Raw genomic sequence first — 19,947 nt, forward strand, 5'->3', positions numbered from 1 at the left:
CCGCGGACAGCCTCACGGTCGTTCTGCCGCCCGCCCGGCTGCCGCTCCGGCCCAGGAGCCGGAGTTCGCGGACGTCACGACGACCAGGAGCAGTTCTTCGAGGACCTGGCCCTCGACCAGGTCCTGGACCGGTGCGACCGCGCCGCCGCCGATCACCAGATCGTCGTCCATGATCACGTCGAGCGGTACGGCCACAGCGGCAGCCATCCGGAGTTGAGTTCGTCGTGACCGTGCAGGGCCTGTGCAGCCGGGTGCACCTGAACCGCAGGTGCACCCGGGGGCAAGCATGAACGGCAGCAAGCTGCTCGACGTCGATCTGAATCCGGTGAGGACGCGGGAGGCGGCGTCCGAGGGCTGCGCCGCTCGCTCGCCGCGCACCAAGGAGGGGTCCCACATCACCTGGTGCACCCGGTCGCCGCTCGGGCGGCGGAGCGGCAGACCGCCACGATGCACGAGCTCAGTCGCCGCCCGTCCCCCGAGTTCGACGTCATCGCGGACGGCGAGTTGGCCCGGTCGAACAGACGCGAATCGTGAGCCGCTGCCAGGTCACGCCCCTCTCGCGCGGTCGCCCTTCGCAAGGCGGCTCTGATCCGAGTTTGAGCCGGTCGTTTCGGGCAACTAGCGGAAGTCCCCGAGTGGTTCGGACGACGACCAGTCCGCAAACTCCCGTATCGGGAGCCTCTCGCGGTTCGCGGATCAGGCCACCGATGCGAGCATCTGCGATCGGGCCCAGCAAGGCAGCAACCGCCAGCACCTCAGCGCCGATCAGAACGGCCAGGATTCGGGGAACTTCATCAGCGGTCTGAACGGCAACGCCGTCGGAGTTCCTCGGTGGTGCCGTACGCACCACCGCCATCGCCGGCAATACGAACGGTTTGTAGCGGGGATGAACCCACCGCACGCGGAACCAACCATCTTCGTCGGCGCGGTGGAGCACGGCGACCTCGCGTCCGGGACCGCAGGTATCCGGCCCGAGCCATCGCGGCCCCGGCCGGCCGCACTTGCACACCTTGAAGGGCCGGTGCCCGTCCGGCTTCCGTCGCCGCGGCCGGTGAACGCCGACACCGCTCAACCTCGCCGCCACGAGAGGCGGCAGCGCCTCACGCCCCCACTGCCTCGGCGACACGGCCGGCCAGGTCCTCCCACGGACGCGGAGCGACGACCGGCACCCCGGCCGCCCGCGCCTGCGCGACGAGCCATCGGCCGTACAGCACGCTGACGCGTGCGCGATGGGTCTGCGGGCCGACCTCCGGCTCCCGGCGCAGGTAGTTGGCCGCCACCCGCGCCTCGTCGTCCTCATGGAGAAACACGGCACGGACTGGACCTCCGGGTGTGGCCTGGCCAGGCAGGACGTAGTCCCCTTCCAGAATCACCGGGGTGTCGGTGCCCACATGGTTGGCCACCACCGCCTCTATCGCCGGCACCAACGCCTCGGCGATCGCGATCTGCCGCTCGACCACCGACTCGGGCGCCTGACAGACGGCCTCCGGATGAGTGCGCCAGAAGTGAACCTCCGGCAGATGCTCAGGCCGTGTCACCGCAAGGAGTGCCTCCACGATGTCGTCGACCTCCACGACGGGGACGTCGTACCGTCGCGCCAATGCCCGACCGACACCGGTCTTCCCCATCCCCGACGCGCCCCCGACGACGAGCACCCGCCAGTCGGGAAGACCCCGCACCTCATCCGCACCGTTCACCCGGGCAGAGTAGCGGGGGCACGCTGCTCGTCCCTCAGCAGCGTCCGGTGCTGAACCCGCTCATCCAGGTCCAACGGAGCGCGGGCCACCATCGTCGATCGTCCTCGCGAGGCTTCGCCCACCGTTTGCCGCTGGTGAAAACTTTCTTGCCGGGACCCCAAGACGCCCCCATCCGGCCAAAGGGAGGAGTTAGTTGCGCACATCCACTTGTCTCGGGTGGTCTTTGAGGCGAAGGACCTAGGCTGACGCTGCCGCGGAAGGAAGGTGCCATGGATGTTGATTCCCGAATGAGGGCCGCGATTGAGGAGCATTGGCGGGCCTCGGAACGCGGTGACACCGAAGCCGAGCACGCCATCTACGCCGTGGACGCGATTCTGGACTACCCGCAGTCGGGTGAGCGGTTCCGGGGCCGCGCGACGATTTCGGCTCAACGCGGCGGGCACCCGGCCGACCGGCACTTCGTCGTCCAGCGGATCACCGGCCACGCGAATCTCTGGGTGAGTGAATGCATCATCACCTACGACGATGTGCCTTCGTACTCGGTGAGCGTCATGCAATTCGCTGACGAGCGCGTGGTGCACGAGACGCAGTACTTCGCGACTCCGTTCAGCGCACCGAGCTGGCGGGCCGCGCTGGCGGAACCGATGCCCGGTCGCACCATCGCCCAAGCCTGATTGTTGGCCCCCTCAGCGCGGCCAGCCGACTCAGCTGGCCGCTACACCGTGGTCCAGGACGATGTCGTTCTCGGCTTCCGGGTCCTTCGTGATACGTGCTGCCGGTCAGCGCTCGCTGACTCCGGTGATGCGGCCGCGGGCGAGGACCGGTGCGTCGACGGCGGCCAGGAGTCGGCGGGGGCGGGTCTTCAAGAGGGCGTCGCGGTCCGGGCGGTCGAGCAGGGGCGTGCCCAGGGCGTAGAGCTCGAAGACGTAGCGGTGGGGGCCGTGGCCCTTGAGAGGCTCGGGGCCGTAGTAGCCGCGGCTGATGAACGAGCGCAACAGGGTCACGCCCGGCGCGGGGGTGTTCTTGCCGAGGGCGCCGGGTGGCAGTTCGTGGGGGCTTGCGAGGCGCGTTTCGTCGATGGCGGCGAGGCAGTGGATGGCGGGGTTCGAGCCGAGGGGGACATCGATGTCCTCGACCACGAGGAGGAGCTCGGACGTTCCGGTGGGCGGTGCGCTCCAGGTGAGGTGGGGGGAGAGGTTCTGGCCGCCGACGCGGGTGCCGCAGTGCTTCACGGGCAGCGTGCCGTTGTCTGGGAAGTCCCGGCTGGTGATCGTCAGGGTCGGCGGGCCGGTCAGGTTGGCCTGGTTCCAGGCGTGGTTGCGTTCGTGGGGGCGGCGGTTGCGCAGGAGGGTGCCGAGTACGGCCATGGGGCTGCTCTTTCCTTGGTGTGCGGGCCGGTCAGGGGCGTTCGGCGGCCGGTGCGGAGTTCGTTGCTGAGTTCATTGCGGAGTTCAGCGTGGTGAAGATGCGGGTGAGCGCGGCGAGGTCGTCGGCAGCGAGCTCGGTGAAGGCGCGGGGCGGCTCGGTGAGGAGGCGCTGGGCGGCCGCGGCGGTCTGCCGGCCGAGGTCGGTGAGGTGGACGACTTTGCGGCGCTTGTCATCGGGGTGGCTCTCGCGGCGCACCAGGCCCCGCCGCTCCAGCCGGTCGACCGCGACGGTGGCAGCGGAGGGGTCCACCGCGGCGGCTTGGGCGATCTCGCGCATCGTCATCGGGGCTCGCGTGAGGTTGATCAACTGCTCGGCGTTGCCTGGGCCGAGGTCCAGTTCCCTACGCAGCGCGCGGCGTCGGTCCTGGCCGGTGATGAACGCGTGGACCGCGGCCCAGGCCTGAGCGGACGAGGCACTGTTCGAGTCGGGGGTCAGGGCTTCCTCCGAGGGTTGGGGGGAGTCGCCTGCGGGCCCCCCGCGAAATGATTGTTGCATATTAACTACTTCCTGGTCGGGTCGCGGCGAGCCAGAAGCGAGCCCGATGGGATCTCGCCGATTCGGAGCCAGCGGGAACGGGCGGCCGGAGACGGACCAGCGGCGGCAGCAGAAGTTCGGGGGCCCTGCGGATGACGGTGAGGCCGCAGGTCAGTCGCGTGTCGCTGTCGTTGGGGGCGACTGGCGGGCGTGAAAGCCTGCGGCTGGTGCCACGGGCTGTCTTGGCTATTGGTCCGGACGAATCCAGGTCCGGGCGAGTTTCGCGACCCAGGTGGCAGCCGCTTCGGGGGTGGGCGGGGGTGCGTCGACGACGACGAGTTCGGTGACGCCCGCCGCGCTGAGTGCGGCGAGGTGCTCCGGGGTGCCGTCGCTCAGTGCGACGGCGACCGTGAGTTCGTCGAGGGCGCGTCCCTGGCGGGTGCACTCGTCGGCGAGAACGGCGATGCGCGTCGGGACGTCGGCCGCCGGGACGTTGAAGCCGTACCAGCCGTCGGCGAGGGTGGCTGCCCGGCGCAAGGCGGCGTCGCTGTTGCCGCCGACCACCACCGGGAGCCGGCCCCCGCGCAGCGGTTTCGGGTTGACCCGGATCGCGTCGAAGCGGGTGAACTCCCCCGTGAAGGTGGCCGGGTCCTCGGTCCAGAGGGCGCGCATCGCGGCGAGGTACTCGTCGGTGCGCCGCCCGCGCCCGGCGAAGGGGACTCCGAGCGCTGCGAACTCCTCGGCCGACCAACCGACCCCGACGCCGAGGGTGAACCGACCGGCGGAGAGCACGTCGAGGGTGGCGGCCTGTTTGGCGACCAGGACCGGGTTGTGCTCAGGCAGCAGGAGTACGCCGGAGGCGAGTTCGATCCGGCTGGTGACTGCCGCCGCGAAGGTCAGGGCGAGCAGCGGGTCCAGCCAGTCCGCGTCCGCGGGGACGGCGATCCGACCGTTGGCAGCGTAGGGGTAGCGAGAGGTGGGGGTGTCCACGAGCACCACGTGCTCGCCGCACCACAGTCGCGCGAAGCCGTGTGCCTCCGCGGCCGTGGCGACCGCACGGATCGTCTCGGGACGGGCTCCGTCACCGATGCCGAGCGCGTGCAGCCCTACTCTCATGCTCCACCTCCGGGCGTCACCTTAAGCGCGGAGTGCGGACGTGCTCGGGTGCCGGGGCGCGCCGCGCGCGGGCGCTGCGGGGCCTGTCGTCCGGACGAGGGACGTCAGCCGGCCTGGTCCGCACTGTGATCGACGACTCTGGAGCGGTAGCCAGTCGGGGTGTCGGTGTCGTGCGCTGATCAGACTCGGGTGACTTTGTTGTTGCGTGCTGCTGCTCTTCTCGGTGGCTGGCGCCTCAGGGCTTCGGCGTAGTCGCGTGATGTCCGTTTTGTGATCACCCGAGGTCGAGGAGTGCGAGCGGGTGGTGTGGGTCGCGGGCGTTGTGGCGGAGGCCAGCGGCGATGTTGACGGTCCGGCGAGCTTCAGGGCGCCGATGGTCAGGTTGCGCCAGGTGGCCATCGCGCGGGGTGCATTGCCGGTCCGCAGTTGGGAGGCGTCGCCGGCGAAGTGGTGTCCCGGATGTGGTGCAGGGCCTCGACCTGCCAGTGTCCGCGGATCAGCAGGGCGAGCTGGGCGGGGCCGGCCCGCTCGGCCGTGAGGCTGGTGACTGCGTACACGGTCTTGACGGCGGTCTTGCCGGTCTTGCGGTCCGTCCGCCGTCGTTTGATGAGGATGGCCTGCCGGGCTCCGGGGAACAGCAGGTTGTTCACGGTGGCGACCTTGATCCGGCGGATCTCCGCGCGGCCGTGGCCGACGCCCTCGACGCGGCCCTGCAGTGGAATGTCCTTCCAGGGAAGCGACTTGAGTTGGCCGCGCAGCTTCTTCGTGTTGCCTTTGACGATCACGATGTAGTGTGCCTGCCGCCCGAGGAGGTAGGCGGCGTGCTCGCGTTGGGTGTGCAGCGCGTCGGCGGTGACCACGACCCTGGCGAGCTCGGCGACTGCGTCCAGCAGCGGCTGGAAGCGCGTGATGTCGTTGGTCCTCTCGCCGACGTCGAGCTGGGCCAGGACCAGGCCGGTGGTGTGCTCCGTAGCGGCGAGCAGGTGGATCTTCCGACCGTCCGCCTTGGCGGCGCCCCGCAGGCTCTTGCCGTCCACGGCCAGGGCGCGCAGTCCCGCGCACGCGGTCAGGGCAAGGAGGACGGCCACAGCGTGCCGCACGCCGCGCGGATCGCGCGGGTCCGGCACCTGGGACAGCCGCTCCAGCAGGCCGGGAACCTCCCCGAGCCCGGCCTTCGGCTGGTTGCGGAGCTGGTCAAGGGCGGGCGGGATCGGCGATGATGCGGGGGCAGACACGGTCTCCCAGTCGGATCACGGGGCGTCGAGAACTCCATGATTTTGGTAGCCGTGTCTGCCTTCATTCCCGGCCACTCATGCGACAGACCGCCACGAACCGGACGTCATCCGACTACGCCGAAGTCCTGGGCGGCCGCTGGGTGGTGGAACGCACGAACTCGTGGATGAACAACTTCGGCAAGCTCCGTCGCTGCACCGAACGGCGAAAGGCAGCCGTCGAGTTCTTCCTCACCCTGGCCAGCGCAATCATCATCGTCCGGTGCCTCATCCGCCGCGCCTGGTCCGTCTACCGCTGGGACACCCGGCCTCGAAGCCCCCGCATCCGATGACCTACTGGCGGGCGCCCTTACACGAGATCGCTTACACGCCCACAAGGGTTGCCTGAAAAGTGTGGGTCAGCGGAGTCCACCGGAAGCGAAGATGACGTCGCCGGTGATCCATGCGGCGTCCTGAGAGGCAAGAAAGGCCACCACGGAGCCAATGTCGTCGGGGTGCCCGAGACGGCCGAGGGGTGTGATGGCAGCGACCCTGGCGACGTTCTCGTCGTTGATGAGGCCGAGGGCCCGGGCACCGTCGGTGTCGGTGGCGCCCGGCGCCACGGCGTTGACCCGGATATTGCGTGGTCCCAGCTCGTTGGCCAGGACTGTGGTCAACGTGGTGAGGGCGCCTTTGGTGGAGGTGTAAAGGGCCGAGCCGGGATTGTTGCTGGAGATGTCGGAGGTCGAGATGTTCACTATCGACCCGCCGGCCTCGGGCGCCTGCTTGACGAAGGTCTGGCAGGTGAGGAATACCCCGAGCACGTTAGTCCGGTAGTGCCGGTCGAAGTCGCTCAGGGTGACGTCCTCGAACGGCTGGAAGGAGTAGAGCGCCGCATTGTTCACCAGCGTGTCGACCGGGCCGAGGACGTTGCCGGCCCGCGCGAACATTCGCTCGACATCGTCGGGGTTTCCGACATCGCCGGTCACTGCCACAGCCTTGCCGCCGCTGCCGACGATGTCCGCGACGGTCAGGTCTGCGGCCGTGCGGTCGGTGGCGTAGTTGACCGCGACCGAGGCTCCGGCGGCGGCGAGGGCGTGGGAGATTCCCTGGCCGATGCCTTTGCCTCCTCCGGTCACCAGGGCGACGCGTCCGTTGAGATCGACCATTGACCTGCTCCTCGCTGCGGTGCTGACTGCCGAACGGGACGAAGGTAACGAGGAGGGCTTACCAATAGGAAGTACATACCTTTGGGTAAGCTCCCCGCTTATGAACCAGTCGACATCGGAACCGATGGGCCAGGAGCCGGTGCGCTCGCACGACGTCTTCGCCGCCGACTGCCCGGTCCGGCCGATCTTCGGCGACATCACCAGCCGCTGGGCCACCTTGGTGATCACGGTGTTGGCAGCCCGACCGCACCGCTTCGCGCAGCTGGCTGCCCGGATCGGGGGCGTCAGCGAGAAGATGCTCTCCCAGACCCTGCGGGCCCTCACCCGTGACGGGCTCGTCGAGCGCACCGTGACCCCCACCGTGCCGATCCAGGTCACCTACGAACTGACAGCCCTGGGAAGGGATTTGGTCCCGCGCCTCAAGGATCTGGTCACCTGGGTCGACCACCACACCAGCACGATCCAGGCCGCCCAGGCCGCCTACGACGCCGATACACCGGTCCCGCCCGCCGTGGCGAACCAACGACAACGTCGTTCGAGCTGACGACGTGTGATCATCGGGCTACTGGGTGCGGAGCCTGACGTCCGAGCTCAAGATTGCGCAGGGAGCTGCGCGATGTGGCGTCCCCGCCGGGCGCTGCCCCGGGAGAACTTCCGCCAGCTCGTGCAGGCCGGGTCCGGTCTCCTTGCCCCTCACGAGACAAGCTGAGCCGCGCCGACGCCGCAGTCTCAACATCGAGCCTTCGCCGTCTTCGAACGTGCTGGTCAGAGGGGCTGGCGTGACACTCGGTCGGGGTGCTCGTGCTGGTCGCGGGCGGGAGTCTGCGGTCTTGATCGCCTGACGGCCGTCTGTCAGCGGCTGACTTCAAGGTCGGTCAGGACGAGCAGAGCGCGCAGGAAGGCGCTGCGTGCAAGTTGCTTTAGAGCGCCGCGACTTGGGGCTTGGGCTCGTCTGGACCGACGGGCCGGGCGAGAGGCTTCCCGCGGCCCTGCGCACCGAGGCGCTCGAGCAGCTGCTCACCGAACGGGGCCTGTTCGCCCCGGAGACGATGAGCGGGATCGTCACCACCTACGAGACCAACGTGGGGCCGCTGCGCGGTGCCACGGTCGTCGCCAAGGCGTGGACCGACCCGGAGTACCGGCGGCGGCTGTTGGCTGACGACACCGCCGCCATAAAGGAGTTGGGCTTCGCCGGGCAGCAGGGCGAGCACATCGTCGTCGTGGAGAACACCGCGACCCTCCACAACGTGGTGGTCTGCACACTGTGCTCGTGCTATCCGTGGCCGGTGCTCGGCCTGCCGCCGAGCTGGTACAAGGACCCCGATTATCGTGCGCGGATCGTCAGGGAACCGCGCACCGTGCTGGCCGAGTTGGGACTGGAACTCTCCGACGACGTGCGGATCGTCGTCCGCGACTCGACCAGCGAGGTGCGTTGGCTGGTGTTGCCCGAACGTCCGGCCGGCACCGAGCACCTGTCGGAGGAGGAGCTCGTGCGGCTGGTGACGAGGGACGCGATGGTGGGCGTGGCGAAGGTCGAGGCCCCATGAGCGAGTCGTTGGACGTCGAGGGTCCGGCCGCACCGCCCTGTTCCAACGGCGAGTTGGTGTTCGCCGAGCCGTGGGAGAGCCGCGCCTTCGGCATGGCGGTCAGTTTGTGCGAGGCGGGCGCGTTCACCTGGTCGCGGTTCCGGGCCGCGTTGATCGCCCGGATCGCTGCCTGGGAAAGCGCATCGGCGCGGGAGGAGCGCTACGACCACTACCAGCTGTGGCTGGGTGCCCTGGAGGACGTGCTCGTCGACCTACGGACGGTGTCGGCGGACGAGGTCACCGCACGCGCTCAGGCTCTGGCCCGACGCCCCGAGGGCCATGACCATCGTGACGATCACGACTCTTCGCGCGGGCACTGATCCGCCGCGTCCTGCCCGAAGCGGCCGTGCTCGGGTGCCGGGACGACGCTGAAACGATCTGAATCAAGGTCCTCGCACGAGCCATCCCTTGATCACAACCAAATACGTGCCTATCAATGCTGCCGCGGTGGTCGAGGCGAGGGGTTCACAGCTTGGCTCGCTCCTTCCGAAACCCGTCGGTAGAGGGCGAGTTGTGCCTCGGCGGCACGTTCCCAGTCCAGATGACGCACCCGCGCCGGCCCGTTGGCGCCCAGCGCAGCGCAGTGGGCCGGGTCAGTCGCCAGGGCTGCCAGGGCCTTGGCGTAGGCGTCGAGGTCCCCGGGCGGGACGCGCACACCCACGTCGTCGGTGACCAGATCGCACAGGTTGGGGATGTCGAAGGCGAGCACTGGGGTACCGGTGGCCAGGGCTTCGGCGGCGACCATACCGAAGGTCTCGTAGCGGCTGGGCACACAGACCAGTCGGGCCGAGGCGAGGAGGTCGAATCGGTCCGGGCCGTCGATATGGCCGAGCCAGTGGACGCGGTCGGAGATACCGAGTTCGTCGGCGAGGGCACGGAGGCGGTGGGCGTGCGGTCCGTGACCGGCGATGTGCAGATCGCCGGTCACGACGGGCGCCACCCGGGCATAGGCGCGCAGCAGCAGGTCCAGGCCCTTCGAGGCCGTCTCCAGGCGGCCGAGGTAGAGCAAGTGGTCGCCGCGCGGGACGGTGCACCGGGAAAACGCGGCCGGGTCGACGCCGTTGGGAACGACCTGGATGTGCGCTGCCGGATTCCGCCGGCCCAGCTCCGCGCCGAGGCCGTCGCTGACGGCGACGAGCCAACTGTGCGAGGCCACTCCGCGCCGCTCAACGACGTCGAAGGGCAGCCTGTATTCGCGGGCCTTCGCCTCCGCGGCCAGCGCCTGCACCACGCCGACGACCGGCCTGCGGGTCAGATGGGGAACACAGACTGACGAGAACGGGACGCCGAACTCCTCCACGACGACATCCGGGTCATGGCGGCGCACCAGCAGGCCCAGCCGTGTCAAGACAGCTGCGTAGTAGGCGAGTTGGGGAGCAAAGCGCTTGTGGACGAGCGGCCCGAGACGGGTCGGCAGCGGCAGATAGCGGACCCCGTCGCGCACCGTTACGGTGCTCCCGGGCCAGGGCGCGCAGAGGACCGTGACCTCGACACCGCGCACGGCGAACCGCCGGTTGATCTCGTGCGTACGTATCGACCCACCCCCGGCTCCGGGCTGCAGCGGGTCCTCGAAGCCCAGGTGCAGCACCCGGTACGGGCCGGGGCGCCGCCGCCGGGGGCGTGCCGCGTATAGCGCACCGAGCGCCACGGCGAGCGCGGCCACGGCCCACAGCACGGGGTGCGGCCGCAGCAGCATCAGGACTCCGGCGCCCGCGGCCCCCGCCACGAGCGGGCCAGCGGCTCCGGCGGCCGGGCCGAGTCCGGCGACCCTGCGGCGCGCCAGCACGGTCCCAAGGACGGCGACGGCGCCGGTCACGGTGGCCGAACTCCAGGCCAGTGCCGGCAGGTGGGCAGAGGTCAGGGCGTAGCCGGCGCCGCCGAGCAGACACGCGGCAGACAGTGTCACGATGACGGGACGGGACGGCCCCCACGCCTGGAACACGACGGTCATCACGGCGATCGTGGCGCTCGCGAACCCGGCCAGGACGAGTGGCGGCAGCAACGCGGCGGACGCGGCGTAGTGCTGCGGCAGCACGAGACCAGCCACCTCGTCGGGGCAGGTGGCGATGACGGCGGTCACCGTGGCGCCGATGATCCAGTGCAGTCGCACCGCGACGCGAAAGGCCTCGCTGCGCCCGGGACCGCGCCCCGGCGCGCGGGCGGGCACCAGCCGCGGGAAGACGACCGTGGCCAGGGCGGTGGACAGGAACAGTGGCACCCGGGCGAGGACGAGCAGGGCTTGGTACGGCGCCAGGTCAGCGGAACCGCCCTGTACCGCGGCGGCGACCACCACGTCCAGGGTGAACAGCACGCAGGCCAGGACCTGGATGCCGCCGACGGTCCCGGCGTGCCGCCACAGACCGGCGCGCTGGGCTGCCCGTTCCCTGGCCGTGGTTTCGGCCGACCGACGGTCCGTCAAGTCCCCCTGCAAGGCGAGGAGTCCGGCGACCGAGGTGACCGCCGCGCCGATGGCGAAAGCCCCGATCGCGCCGGCGCTTCCCCATCCGGCGAGCACGGCGGCGACGGTGACGACGATCCGTACGGCCACCTCGGCCACCCGCAGGCCGGCGAGGGACACAAAGCGACGACACCCCTGCAGATAGCCGGCGCCGACCGAGTTGAGCCAGATCATCAGGCACGCGGCCGCGAGACCGGCGAGCGGGCCGGGCCCGGCGTAGGAGGCGACGGCGCCACAGGCCGCGGCGGAGCACAGGAGGGACAGGCCGAGCGCCAACCACAGGCAGGAGCGCACCGACAGCCGTCGACGGGCGCTGCCGGGGGCGCTCGCCGCGACCTCGCGGGCCAGCACCCAGGGCACGGTGGCACCGGCCAGGGTGCCGACGCTCAACAACACCGAGGAGAGGGCGGAATAGACGGCGAACTGGGGTGCAGGAAGGAGGTGGACGAGCATCAGCGAGAGGCCGTAGTTGCCCGCACCGACCAGCACCGCGGAGGCGGTGAGCGGCACGGCCCCGCGCCCGATGCTGTCGCCCGCCGGGGTGTCCGGACCAGCGTCCGCGGCAGGCGGCGCATCCGGCGAAGCGGTCGCGTCCGGCGATGCCGCGGCAGGCGTGTCACCGGACCCGGCCGGCGGGCGCGTACGGGGCATCGTCATCGCCGCCCCGCCTTCACGGCCCGGGCCCCGGCCGGGGCGGTCAGCGGCCGTACGTCGTACACCCGCAGCTCTCCCGCCGTTCTCCCAGGCTCGCTGTGCAGGAGCGAGGCCCGCCGTTCCACCAGCATGGCCAGGCCCGGCGCGAGCCGCCCGTATCCCTGCGCCACCAGCTGGGTGGAGAGCACGAGAAGACCGACGTGTGCGCGACGGAGGTCGGCCGGAGTGTCCCAGGTCTCCAGCCGGGACCCGGGCAGGAGGAAAGCCGCGGTCTCCTCCATGGCGGCGACGTCGCTGTTGTCGGGGAGATGGGTACGGGTCCAGGCCAGCGTGCGCCGGAAGGCGTCGTCGTGCCGGGAGTGCACGCGGGCCCAGACGACAGCGTCCACGGCGAGCGCGGCGGCGGCGAGCACGGTAACCGCCTTGCTCACCACGGCAGTTGCCGTACGACGCGGGACGGCTGCCGTACCGGTGCGGGCGCTTCGGGCCGGCAGCGCCAGTTCGGAGGCGAGCGTCAGGGCGGCCGTGCTGGTGACTACCAGGGGGTAGAACATCTGCTCCTCAAGCGTGCCTACGGCCATCGCGTACATCAGGTGCAGCAACGTGCACGCCGCCCAGGCGGTGACCAGGCTCCGCCCGGGGCGGCCGGCGAAGCGCGCAGGCCGCCGGAGACGGCACCACAGCAGCCATACCGTCGCCGCCGTGCCGAGGGCGATCACCGTGTACGGGATGGCGAACTGGTCCAGTTGGGCGTACAGCCGGTCGGTGAAACTGATCGAGCCGTCACTGCTGTTGAAGCCGGAGATCTGCTTGATGCCCAAGGCGCGGGCGATGCCGTCGGTCTGCTGCACCCACCACGCCGACCAGGCTCCGGTGGCCGCCACGGTCGCGACGTACGCCGCGTACCCGGCGGCGGTGACGGCAGCGGCGGTCAGCCGCATGCCCCGCGCGGCCCGCTTCCCGGCGAAGGCCAGCACGGTGACGGGCACGAACGTGCCGAGCGCGTACAGCTCTTTGGAGGTCACCGCGAACGCGAAGAACAGGCCCGCGCCCACCCCCGTCGCGACGCGGCCCCGTGGGGTGGTCGGCATACGGGCGAGCACCAGCATGCCCAGTGCGGAGCCGGCCGTGGCCGGTGCCTCCAGCAACACCCGGCTGTCGAAGCGGTTCAGGAACGGGTCGAGCGCGAGGAACAGCCCGGCAGCCACGGCGAGGGGCAGCCGGACGGAGCGGCGCAGCACGGCGGTGGCCGAAACCACGACCGCCGAGCCGAAGACCGCCAGCACCGGCCGCAGTTCCAACACTTGGTGCAGCAAGTCACCGGACTCCCGGCCGGTGACACGCATGAAGGCCGCCAGGACGGCGAAGACGGCGGGCGGGTGGAGCGCGAAGAACTGCCCGTCGAAGGTCGGGCCCTGCCCGTCTGCGAGGTGGCGGCTGATGGTGGTGTAGTAGAGCTCGTCGACGAAGATGTCGTAGGAGCGTCCGACGAAGGCCAGTCGCAGCGCCAGTGCGCCGGCGAAGAGGGCGAAGAGAGCAAGGCCCCAACCGATCTTGCGGCGCCGCCCACGCCGCACCGGCACGTGGTGCCGGGGCCGCGCCGGAGGATGCTCCGGCCAGCCGAGAACGTCGCCGTGCCGGGCCAGGCGCACCGCCACGCGCTCATCATCGCTGTCCACACCGATCCGGGCCAGGACGCTCTCGGCGTCCCGTTCGTCGGCGCCGGACAGCAACAGTGCGCTGCGCGTGCCCCTGATGCTCACCAGGTCGGTGGTACGCAGCGAGCCGAGGTCGGCCCGCTCCATCAGTTCGGCGGGCATGGTGACCAGCGTGCAGGTATCGGTGACAGCACGCCGGTCGCTGTCCGCGCCCCGGCTCAGCCGCCCCTCTTCCGAGGCCAGCGCCGCCAGGAGGTGGGCTGCGGTGGCGGGCCAGCGGAATCCGGCCGCCCAGGCCCGGCATTCCGCCTCCCAACGGGCGGCCGACTGCGGCGCCTCGACGGTGCGGAGGGTCTTGGCGAGCCCGGCCGCGAGGTCGTCATCGGGCTCCAGGAGCCAGCCCGTGACGTTGTCCCGGACCGTGTCGCGCAGCCCCGGCACGTCGTAGGCGAGCGCGGGCACCCCCGCTGCTGCCGCCTCCATGATGGTCAGCCCCCAGCCCTCGCCGAGCGAGGCGGTGGCGGCGATCCACGCGGAGTCCACCAGCGCGTCCCGTTCCGCGGCGGACACCCGGCCGTGCAGGACGACGGCATCGCCGATACCCAACGTGTCCACCAGGCCGCGCAGGTCCGCGCGTACCGGGCCCTCACCCATGATGTGCAGTTCCGCGTCCGGCAGTTCGCGACGCAGCGCGGGCATCGCGCGGACGAGCTCGTCGACGCGCTTTTGCGGAACCAGCCGCCCGACGCACACGATGCGGGGCGCCGACGCGCGCCGCCGTGGCTCAGCGCGGTCCGCGGACTCAGCAGCGGGCGACGGAGCCAGGCCGGGGGGCGCGAAATGCACGGGACCGCACAGGCTCAGCCGCCTGCGGATCTCGGTACGGGTGGAGGGCGAGACGGCGCACACCGCGCGCCGCCCGTACACCAGGCGGCTGCCCCGGTCCTCCAGCCAGCGCCCCAGCCGCGCAACCGGACGCGGGAACCACAGGCCGAACTGCCCTTGATGCACATGGTGGATGAGCAGCACCACAGGGGTACGCCGGGGAAGCACAAGAGGGGTGAAGAAGGGGATGCCGTTCTGTGAGTCGATCAAGGCGGCCACGGAGCGGCGGTGCCTCAGCAGCCACAGCAGGACGAAGAGATAGACGGTGAACCGACCGCCGCCGCGCACCACCGTGCCGTGGCCCGTACTCTCCCGGCGGGCGGCGCCCTGGGGGCGGGCGGTCAGGTAGGTGACCTCGACGCCGGCCTCGTGCAGCTGTCGGGCGGTCTCCTCGCAGTACAGCTCAGCGCCACCTGCCTGCGGGTGGCGGCCGTCCCGCCAGTTGCACACCACCACATGACGGCCCTGCCAATCCTTGGCTGCGGGGAAGACCTGGTGCAGAGTCATCCGGCGCCCTCGGCCAGTCGGGGCTCGCCCGCGCGGGGCTCGGCCAGCGGGGATTCGGCCGGCCGCGGCAGGGCATTGGGCAGTTCCCTGTGCAGCCGCCACAGTTCGCCGACCACCCGCCGCCCGTCGGCGAACACCCGGAAACTGGAGCCCCGTTTGTCGCTCCAGGCCACCGGGAACTCAGCCAGCGTGAGCCCCAACGCCCGGGCCCGGGCGATCACTTCCAGGTCGAAGGCGAAGCCGGTGGCCGTGATCCCGGTGAAGACTTGGCGCGCCGCCTCCGCCTGGAAGAACTTGAACCCGCACTGGGTATCCCTGACCGACCCCGAGAACCGCCGGGTCAGCAGCCGGAACCCAGCACTCCCCATCCGCCGCAGCACCGGCTGACGCACCGGAATACGCGCACCCGAGCAGCGGCGGGAGCCGATCACAACCTGCCAGCCGTCCCGCAGCAGCGCGAGCGCGTCCTCGATGGCGGCAGCGGGGGTGGCCAGATCGGCATCACAGAAGCCGACCCAGCGGGCGGCCGGCGTGGTGACCATGCCCCGAGCCACGGCCGCGCCCTTGCCGCGCCGGGAGCAGCCGGTGACGGTGACGGGGGTGCCGGTGGCCGAGAGTCGGTCCACGCACTCGGCCGTACGGTCGCTGCTGCCGTTGTCGATCACGCGCAGCGCGGCACTCAGCGGCAGGCCGCGCAGTTCCTCGGCGAGGGCCAGCACGGTGGGGCCGAGCCGGCGTTCCTCGTTGTAGGCGGGAATGACGAGTTCCAGATCGACTTGTTCGGGGGCAACGCTTGCGGGGGCGATGCTTGCGACGTCGCTGCGTCCGAGGTCACCGGCACCGGCGACTGGAGCGGAACCGGACTCCGATATCGGGCCGAGAGTGTGACGTGCTGCCACGCGGACGGATTCCAACAGGACTCTCCTTTACGGCCGTTCGGCGACGTACTGCCGGGCGGCGCACGTGGTACATACGGGCCAACGGCGGAGCCGGCGGCCTCCTCCCGGTACGGACGAGACCACCAGCTCCTGGACGTGCTACTGGACGGGCGACATCCAGAGGTGTGCGAGCAGCATCCCGGTATCCCCGTCCGGCAGAGCGTTGGAGGTGTTGAAGCCCGCATAGCCAGGGTTGGCGAACCGCACCGTCACCGAGCGGACGTCTGACGGCGCCTGGAACCGCAGCCGACGCTTGCGCCAGCCCGGTTCGTTGAGCTTCTTCTTGGCGTCCTTGGCGTCCTTGGCGGACTCGAAGGCCTGCCCGTTGAAGTACTGCACGTAGTCCTCACAGGCCAGCGGAACGGCCTGCTCACCGAACAGCACCTCAGCCCGCAGATAGGTGGGCTTGTCGCGCTCCCGCAGGAAGTGGAAGCCCGTGTAGAACGACAGCTCGTACGTGACGCCGGGGTCCACCGTGACGGTCTGCTCGATGAAGCCGCAGGTGTTCTTCCCGTTGATGTCGACGATGTTCTCGCCCTGCGTGAAGGCGTGCTCCTCATCCACCGGGAAGCGCCCGCCCTCACCGCGGATCACGTCTATCAGCCCGTCGGGCCCGTTCTTGGAGACCTGCCAGTTCCCGCTGCCGGTGTACTTGCCCACCGTCCACGGAGCGATGTTCTGCAGCTGCTTCGCGTATTCGGTGCCGTTGTTGTCGTACCAGTCACCGCCCGGCTTCTTGAAATCGTACGAGCCGAAGCTGCCGTTCTCGATGAGGTTCTTCCCGACCGGTTGGGGGTGCGGCGTCGGATCAGGCTGCAGCGAAACCTGGATGCGCAGCGGAGCCTTGACCTCCGGCTTGGGGCCGGGCACCTGAATTGCACCCCAGACCAACCCCAACGGCGCGTCGTCCAGCGCCCGCACGCTGACCGAGTAGAACCCGTTCGCCTGATCCGAATCATCGTTGAGATGAAGCTCGTTGCTGAAGCGCAGCACCCGCGTCTTCGGATCGAAGGACGCTTCCTTCAGGATGGTCTCCGTCGGGTTGACGCTCCCCTTCGGCACGATGTAACGGACCGTCCCGTCCTCGGGGAAAACAATCCCGTTGGGCAGGGTCACCAGGATGGTCCCGGGGTCACCGGACACCGGACCACTGCCCGGCGTCAGCAGCAGGTCGATCGGGAGATACCCAACCTTTCCCCTCTGCAGATACACCGGCAGCGGCAATCCCTGGGCGACGATGAACGCCATTACTCTCCCTTTCCTCGGCCTTTTCACGAGCGGCCCGACGCTACCCGTCACCAACTTGGCTGACGCAAGTGCGATTTGACGTGCTCGCCCCCTTGTCGAACACATCCGGCCAACCCCCGTAATCGCCACCGAGCTCCGTCTCCGGCAAGTCAGGGCTTGAGTTCCGTCCCGGACACCACCATCGAGCCACCTCCACCGGCAACAACGTCGCAACATCAATGGGGCTCGAATGCGATGTCCGACCCCCAAAGAGAGAACCAGCCATCTCGAATGGTTCCCGTAGCCGCCGATGCCCAGCTCACACTGGTGTCGCACAAGGCTTCGCCAATATTTCAGCCAGCACTGTTGAATTCTCACCGAAGCGACCGTTGCACTCCCGTCTCCTCAATGCCAACACTGACTCGGCCCAATGATCTCGAGGCAAGTTCCTCGGAAGCCCGCTCGGCGGACGGGGAACCGTGACGGAAGTGACGGCACTGCCGTCCCCACTCAAAAACCGGAAAGGTGGTCGGAATGGCACTCGCATTTCGGGAAATCGAAGTCCCCATCGGCCCGCGCGACTGTTCGGCAGCATGGGAGCACGACGAGAAATTCGACTTCCCCCGCAAGATCAAGGTGGACGACAACGACAACCTCGTCGTCGACGTGGCCATCAAGGCGTATGACCTCGAAGCCCTCGCCAACGGAAACCCGACCGAGTTCATGGTCTGGCACGACAAGGTGAGCGTGGAGCTGACCACTTCCGGTCACCGCAGCGGCAGCGTCCGGCTGTCCGCGTGGCTCCGCCCTCACCCCAACTACGCGGCAAGCTCGGGGTACGGCTTCCGGGGGACCGTCAAGGCCCTGGTCATCGCGGACCTGGAGGACGGCCACACCTGATCCCAACGGTCGGCCCGACGCCCGCAATGGAAATAACCGCCCTGCCCCGGCCCCCATGTCGGGGCAGGGCGGCCCCTCCGCTGCACCGCCGCATCCCCGCTCACCAACCCCAAGGCAGCCGCCCAGCGATGAGCCCACCCGTCCCGGCCCCACCGAGGCCCCCGCGCGACCCCTCGCTCCGCCGCTCCCTCGCCCTCTTCCGTTCCTTTCTGCACGAGCAGAGCGACCCGGCGGCCTGTTACGACCTGCTCGCCCGCGACTCCGCCGACCAGATCGAGCGCCACATCCCCCTCAAGGACGCGGTCGTGATCGACGTCGGCGGCGGCCCCGGCCACTTCACCGCGGAGTTCCGACGCCGGGGTGCGCGCGGCTATCTCTTCGAGCTCGACCCGCACGAGCTGACCGCCCGTGGCAAGGCTCCGGACTTCGGCGTGATCGCCGACGGTTTCCAACTCCCGCTCGCCGACGGCACTGCCGACGTGTCCTTCTCCTCCAACGTCCTGGAGCATGTGCCGGACCCGCACCGCTTCCTCGGCGAGATGGTCCGGGTGACCCGTCCCGGCGGCCTGATCTATGCCGCGTTCACCAACTGGCTCTCCCCCTGGGGCGGCCACGAGACCGCGCCCTGGCACTACTTGGGCGCCCGCCGGGCCCGCGAACGCTACCGCCGCCGCACCGGCCGGCCCGCCAAGCACACCCTGGGCGAGAACCTCTTCGCCCACCACATCGGCCCGACCCTGCGGCACGTCAAGGCCCGCGACGACGTCGCGATCCTGACCGCCCGCTCCCGCTACGCCCCGTTCCTCGCCGAGGCCATCCCCCGCCTCCCGGGCGTACGGGAGATCATCACCTGGAACCTTCTCCTCGTGCTGCGGCGCTTGCCGTGACCCGCCGAAGTCCGGCGGAGATTCCCATAACAGCGCAATGAGCCGACGTTGTCGGCATCCCGCAGAGAGGAAACACAGTGGCGCCGGCAATCCGGAACGAGACGTCCACGTTCACGTCGTCGGATTTCGCGCCGGCGAACTCGGCTTTCCTATCGCTCGGTTGAGGAACCAGCAGCTCCGCGCAGAGCGCCGCCTGCTCTCGCCCCCCACCGACACTCGCCACCTTGACGGCACATGACCTTCCCGAAGGCCACCTGACACCTCATCAGAACGAGCATCGGGCCCGCGCCGAGGAACGACGTGTACGCCGAGGAACGACGGGCACTGGGGGTGCTGGGTGGCGGTCAGGGCTCCTCAGACGGGCGAGGTTGCGGCCAGCGGTGCGCCGATCTGGATGTCGAGGTAGGCCACGAGGTCGTCTCCGTCGGAGGAGCCCTTGCGTGCGTCGATGATCACGATTGTTCCGGCCACGATGCCGGCGAAGCTGGTGCCGGTTCGTCGGGACTGTTCGATGCGCTCCGTGACGGGACCGCGGACCGCGTCGGTGAGGAAGGTCAGGCCGTGCGGGAACTCCTCGCTGAGCCGATGTCGTTGCCGTCCGGACTCCATCTGGCTGCCGATGCCGAACCGGGCTGAGACGATCTGGTCGCCACGGAGGGTGACGTGGAACGCGCCGTTCGACTGGACGCGATTGCAGGTCTGCTGGGGTGGATACGTGCAGTCGTAACCACCGGCGAGAAGATCGTCAACAGCGGAACTCATCGAGGTCGCGTAGTGCTCGGATCCGAACGGCCAGCGCCGCACGAAGGTGTCTTGGGCGGTGACGACCAGTCCGTTGAGCCGGTCGTACCTGTACGCCGCGTGCGTGTCGCGCCACCCCGTCCGGGGCGTGTCGCCGTTGTGCGCCGCCGGGTCGGTGCGTAGGTCGTTCTCGAAGTCGTTGATTTCCTCCCGTACGCGATCGCCGGCGTCGGGCCAGATCGCGGTCAGCGTCGGTGCCGCGGCCCCGACGACCTCCTTGGCCTCAGGGACCGCCCCGGCGGGCGGGAACCACGCCCAGGCAAGCCGGTCGTCACGGTCGAGCAGGAACTGTGCCACCTGCGAAGTGACCATGTCCGACTCGTCGCGGTGACCCTTCCGGCACCACAGTTC

At 69.9% G+C, this 19,947-nt stretch carries 18 protein-coding genes and 1 pseudogene; 7 read left to right on the plus strand and 12 right to left on the minus strand.

Going from position 1 to position 19,947, the window contains the following annotated elements:
* Positions 1-12: 12 nt before the first annotated feature.
* On the minus strand, positions 13-207 hold the full coding sequence (locus tag ABD385_RS23200; RefSeq protein WP_344579285.1) for a hypothetical protein: 195 nt from the start codon (positions 205-207) through the stop codon (positions 13-15).
* An 893-nt stretch (positions 208-1,100) separates the two neighbouring features.
* Positions 1,101-1,697 (minus strand): hypothetical protein, encoded by a 597-nt coding sequence (locus ABD385_RS23205; RefSeq protein ID WP_344579287.1) that lies wholly within the window; start codon positions 1,695-1,697, stop codon positions 1,101-1,103.
* 269 nt (positions 1,698-1,966) lie between these two features.
* On the opposite strand from ABD385_RS23205, the gene ABD385_RS23210 reads away from it, so the two are divergent.
* A complete protein-coding gene (locus tag ABD385_RS23210) occupies positions 1,967-2,371 on the plus strand; it encodes a nuclear transport factor 2-like protein (protein WP_344579290.1) in 405 nt (134 codons plus the stop codon).
* Positions 2,372-2,476: 105 nt separating this feature from the next.
* Here ABD385_RS23210 and ABD385_RS23215 read toward each other — a convergent pair whose 3' ends face one another.
* From ABD385_RS23215 to ABD385_RS23230, 4 genes and pseudogenes are all read right to left on the minus strand, one after another.
* Positions 2,477-3,064: a YbhB/YbcL family Raf kinase inhibitor-like protein gene (locus ABD385_RS23215; RefSeq protein ID WP_344579292.1), complete on the minus strand. Its 588-nt coding sequence runs from the start codon at positions 3,062-3,064 to the stop codon at positions 2,477-2,479.
* A gap of 31 nt (positions 3,065-3,095) precedes the next feature.
* A complete protein-coding gene (locus tag ABD385_RS23220; protein ID WP_344579294.1) occupies positions 3,096-3,620 on the minus strand; it encodes a MarR family winged helix-turn-helix transcriptional regulator in 525 nt (174 codons plus the stop codon).
* Positions 3,621-3,845: 225 nt separating this feature from the next.
* Positions 3,846-4,715 carry an LLM class F420-dependent oxidoreductase gene (locus ABD385_RS23225; RefSeq protein ID WP_344579296.1) on the minus strand — a complete coding sequence of 290 codons (870 nt, stop codon included), beginning with the start codon at positions 4,713-4,715 and terminating at the stop codon, positions 3,846-3,848.
* Between the two features lie 506 nt (positions 4,716-5,221).
* Positions 5,222-5,950, minus strand: a pseudogene (locus ABD385_RS23230) (ISAs1 family transposase); the annotation flags it as partial.
* Between the two features lie 77 nt (positions 5,951-6,027).
* On the opposite strand from ABD385_RS23230, the gene ABD385_RS23235 reads away from it, so the two are divergent.
* On the plus strand, positions 6,028-6,279 hold the full coding sequence (locus tag ABD385_RS23235; protein ID WP_344579299.1) for a transposase: 252 nt from the start codon (positions 6,028-6,030) through the stop codon (positions 6,277-6,279).
* A gap of 66 nt (positions 6,280-6,345) precedes the next feature.
* Here the strand turns inward: ABD385_RS23235 and ABD385_RS23240 are convergent, their stop codons facing one another.
* The gene (locus tag ABD385_RS23240; RefSeq protein WP_344579301.1) at positions 6,346-7,095 is read right to left on the minus strand and encodes an SDR family NAD(P)-dependent oxidoreductase; all 750 of its coding nucleotides are present in this window, start codon (positions 7,093-7,095) and stop codon (positions 6,346-6,348) included.
* A 100-nt stretch (positions 7,096-7,195) separates the two neighbouring features.
* Here ABD385_RS23240 and ABD385_RS23245 point away from each other — a divergent pair, with 100 nt between their 5' ends.
* The 3 genes from ABD385_RS23245 (at position 7,196) to ABD385_RS23255 (ending at position 9,001) form a co-directional block, all read left to right on the plus strand.
* Entirely contained in the window at positions 7,196-7,639 is a 444-nt protein-coding gene (locus tag ABD385_RS23245) for a winged helix-turn-helix transcriptional regulator (protein ID WP_344579302.1), read from the plus strand.
* A 364-nt stretch (positions 7,640-8,003) separates the two neighbouring features.
* On the plus strand, positions 8,004-8,642 hold the full coding sequence (gene nthA, locus ABD385_RS23250) for a nitrile hydratase subunit alpha (RefSeq protein WP_344579304.1): 639 nt from the start codon (positions 8,004-8,006) through the stop codon (positions 8,640-8,642).
* Positions 8,639-9,001: a nitrile hydratase accessory protein gene (locus tag ABD385_RS23255; protein ID WP_344579305.1), complete on the plus strand. Its 363-nt coding sequence runs from the start codon at positions 8,639-8,641 to the stop codon at positions 8,999-9,001. The genes nthA and ABD385_RS23255 overlap by 4 nt, the downstream gene beginning before the upstream one ends.
* Before the next feature lie 113 nt (positions 9,002-9,114).
* Here the strand turns inward: ABD385_RS23255 and ABD385_RS23260 are convergent, their stop codons facing one another.
* From ABD385_RS23260 to ABD385_RS23275, 4 genes are all read right to left on the minus strand, one after another.
* A complete protein-coding gene (locus ABD385_RS23260; protein ID WP_344579306.1) occupies positions 9,115-11,649 on the minus strand; it encodes a glycosyltransferase in 2,535 nt (844 codons plus the stop codon).
* Positions 11,650-11,792: 143 nt separating this feature from the next.
* The gene (locus ABD385_RS23265; RefSeq protein ID WP_344579308.1) at positions 11,793-14,843 is read right to left on the minus strand and encodes a glycosyltransferase; all 3,051 of its coding nucleotides are present in this window, start codon (positions 14,841-14,843) and stop codon (positions 11,793-11,795) included.
* On the minus strand, positions 14,840-15,742 hold the full coding sequence (locus ABD385_RS23270; protein ID WP_344579310.1) for a glycosyltransferase: 903 nt from the start codon (positions 15,740-15,742) through the stop codon (positions 14,840-14,842). The genes ABD385_RS23265 and ABD385_RS23270 overlap by 4 nt, the downstream gene beginning before the upstream one ends.
* A gap of 138 nt (positions 15,743-15,880) precedes the next feature.
* Positions 15,881-17,029, minus strand: coding sequence for a carbohydrate binding domain-containing protein (locus ABD385_RS23275; RefSeq protein WP_344579312.1), 1,149 nt, complete (start codon positions 17,027-17,029; stop codon positions 15,881-15,883).
* A gap of 513 nt (positions 17,030-17,542) precedes the next feature.
* On the opposite strand from ABD385_RS23275, the gene ABD385_RS23280 reads away from it, so the two are divergent.
* On the plus strand, positions 17,543-17,908 hold the full coding sequence (locus tag ABD385_RS23280; RefSeq protein ID WP_344579313.1) for a hypothetical protein: 366 nt from the start codon (positions 17,543-17,545) through the stop codon (positions 17,906-17,908).
* A gap of 128 nt (positions 17,909-18,036) precedes the next feature.
* Positions 18,037-18,795, plus strand: a complete 759-nt coding sequence (locus ABD385_RS23285; protein ID WP_344579314.1) for a class I SAM-dependent methyltransferase — start codon at positions 18,037-18,039, stop codon at positions 18,793-18,795.
* 354 nt (positions 18,796-19,149) lie between these two features.
* On the opposite strand, the gene ABD385_RS23290 is transcribed toward ABD385_RS23285, so the two are convergent.
* Positions 19,150-19,908 (minus strand): hypothetical protein, encoded by a 759-nt coding sequence (locus ABD385_RS23290; protein ID WP_344579316.1) that lies wholly within the window; start codon positions 19,906-19,908, stop codon positions 19,150-19,152.
* Positions 19,909-19,947: the final 39 nt, after the last annotated feature.

The sequence above is a fragment of the Streptomyces lunalinharesii genome, assembly GCF_039532155.1.
Classification (GTDB): domain Bacteria; phylum Actinomycetota; class Actinomycetes; order Streptomycetales; family Streptomycetaceae; genus Streptomyces; species Streptomyces lunalinharesii.

What these genes read in the sequence shown, in the direction of transcription:
- ABD385_RS23200 (WP_344579285.1), bottom strand. Translation starts at nt 207, where the DNA reads ATGGCTGCCGCTGTGGCCGTACCGCTCGACGTGATCATGGACGACGAT.
- ABD385_RS23210 (WP_344579290.1), top strand. Translation starts at nt 1,967, where the DNA reads ATGGATGTTGATTCCCGAATGAGGGCCGCGATTGAGGAGCATTGGCGG.
- ABD385_RS23215 (WP_344579292.1), bottom strand. Translation starts at nt 3,064, where the DNA reads ATGGCCGTACTCGGCACCCTCCTGCGCAACCGCCGCCCCCACGAACGC.
- ABD385_RS23220 (WP_344579294.1), bottom strand. Translation starts at nt 3,620, where the DNA reads ATGCAACAATCATTTCGCGGGGGGCCCGCAGGCGACTCCCCCCAACCC.
- ABD385_RS23225 (WP_344579296.1), bottom strand. Translation starts at nt 4,715, where the DNA reads ATGAGAGTAGGGCTGCACGCGCTCGGCATCGGTGACGGAGCCCGTCCC.
- ABD385_RS23235 (WP_344579299.1), top strand. Translation starts at nt 6,028, where the DNA reads ATGCGACAGACCGCCACGAACCGGACGTCATCCGACTACGCCGAAGTC.
- ABD385_RS23240 (WP_344579301.1), bottom strand. Translation starts at nt 7,095, where the DNA reads ATGGTCGATCTCAACGGACGCGTCGCCCTGGTGACCGGAGGAGGCAAA.
- ABD385_RS23245 (WP_344579302.1), top strand. Translation starts at nt 7,196, where the DNA reads ATGAACCAGTCGACATCGGAACCGATGGGCCAGGAGCCGGTGCGCTCG.
- ABD385_RS23255 (WP_344579305.1), top strand. Translation starts at nt 8,639, where the DNA reads ATGAGCGAGTCGTTGGACGTCGAGGGTCCGGCCGCACCGCCCTGTTCC.
- ABD385_RS23265 (WP_344579308.1), bottom strand. Translation starts at nt 14,843, where the DNA reads ATGACTCTGCACCAGGTCTTCCCCGCAGCCAAGGATTGGCAGGGCCGT.
- ABD385_RS23275 (WP_344579312.1), bottom strand. Translation starts at nt 17,029, where the DNA reads ATGGCGTTCATCGTCGCCCAGGGATTGCCGCTGCCGGTGTATCTGCAG.
- ABD385_RS23280 (WP_344579313.1), top strand. Translation starts at nt 17,543, where the DNA reads ATGGCACTCGCATTTCGGGAAATCGAAGTCCCCATCGGCCCGCGCGAC.
- ABD385_RS23285 (WP_344579314.1), top strand. Translation starts at nt 18,037, where the DNA reads ATGAGCCCACCCGTCCCGGCCCCACCGAGGCCCCCGCGCGACCCCTCG.
- ABD385_RS23290 (WP_344579316.1), bottom strand. Translation starts at nt 19,908, where the DNA reads ATGGTCACTTCGCAGGTGGCACAGTTCCTGCTCGACCGTGACGACCGG.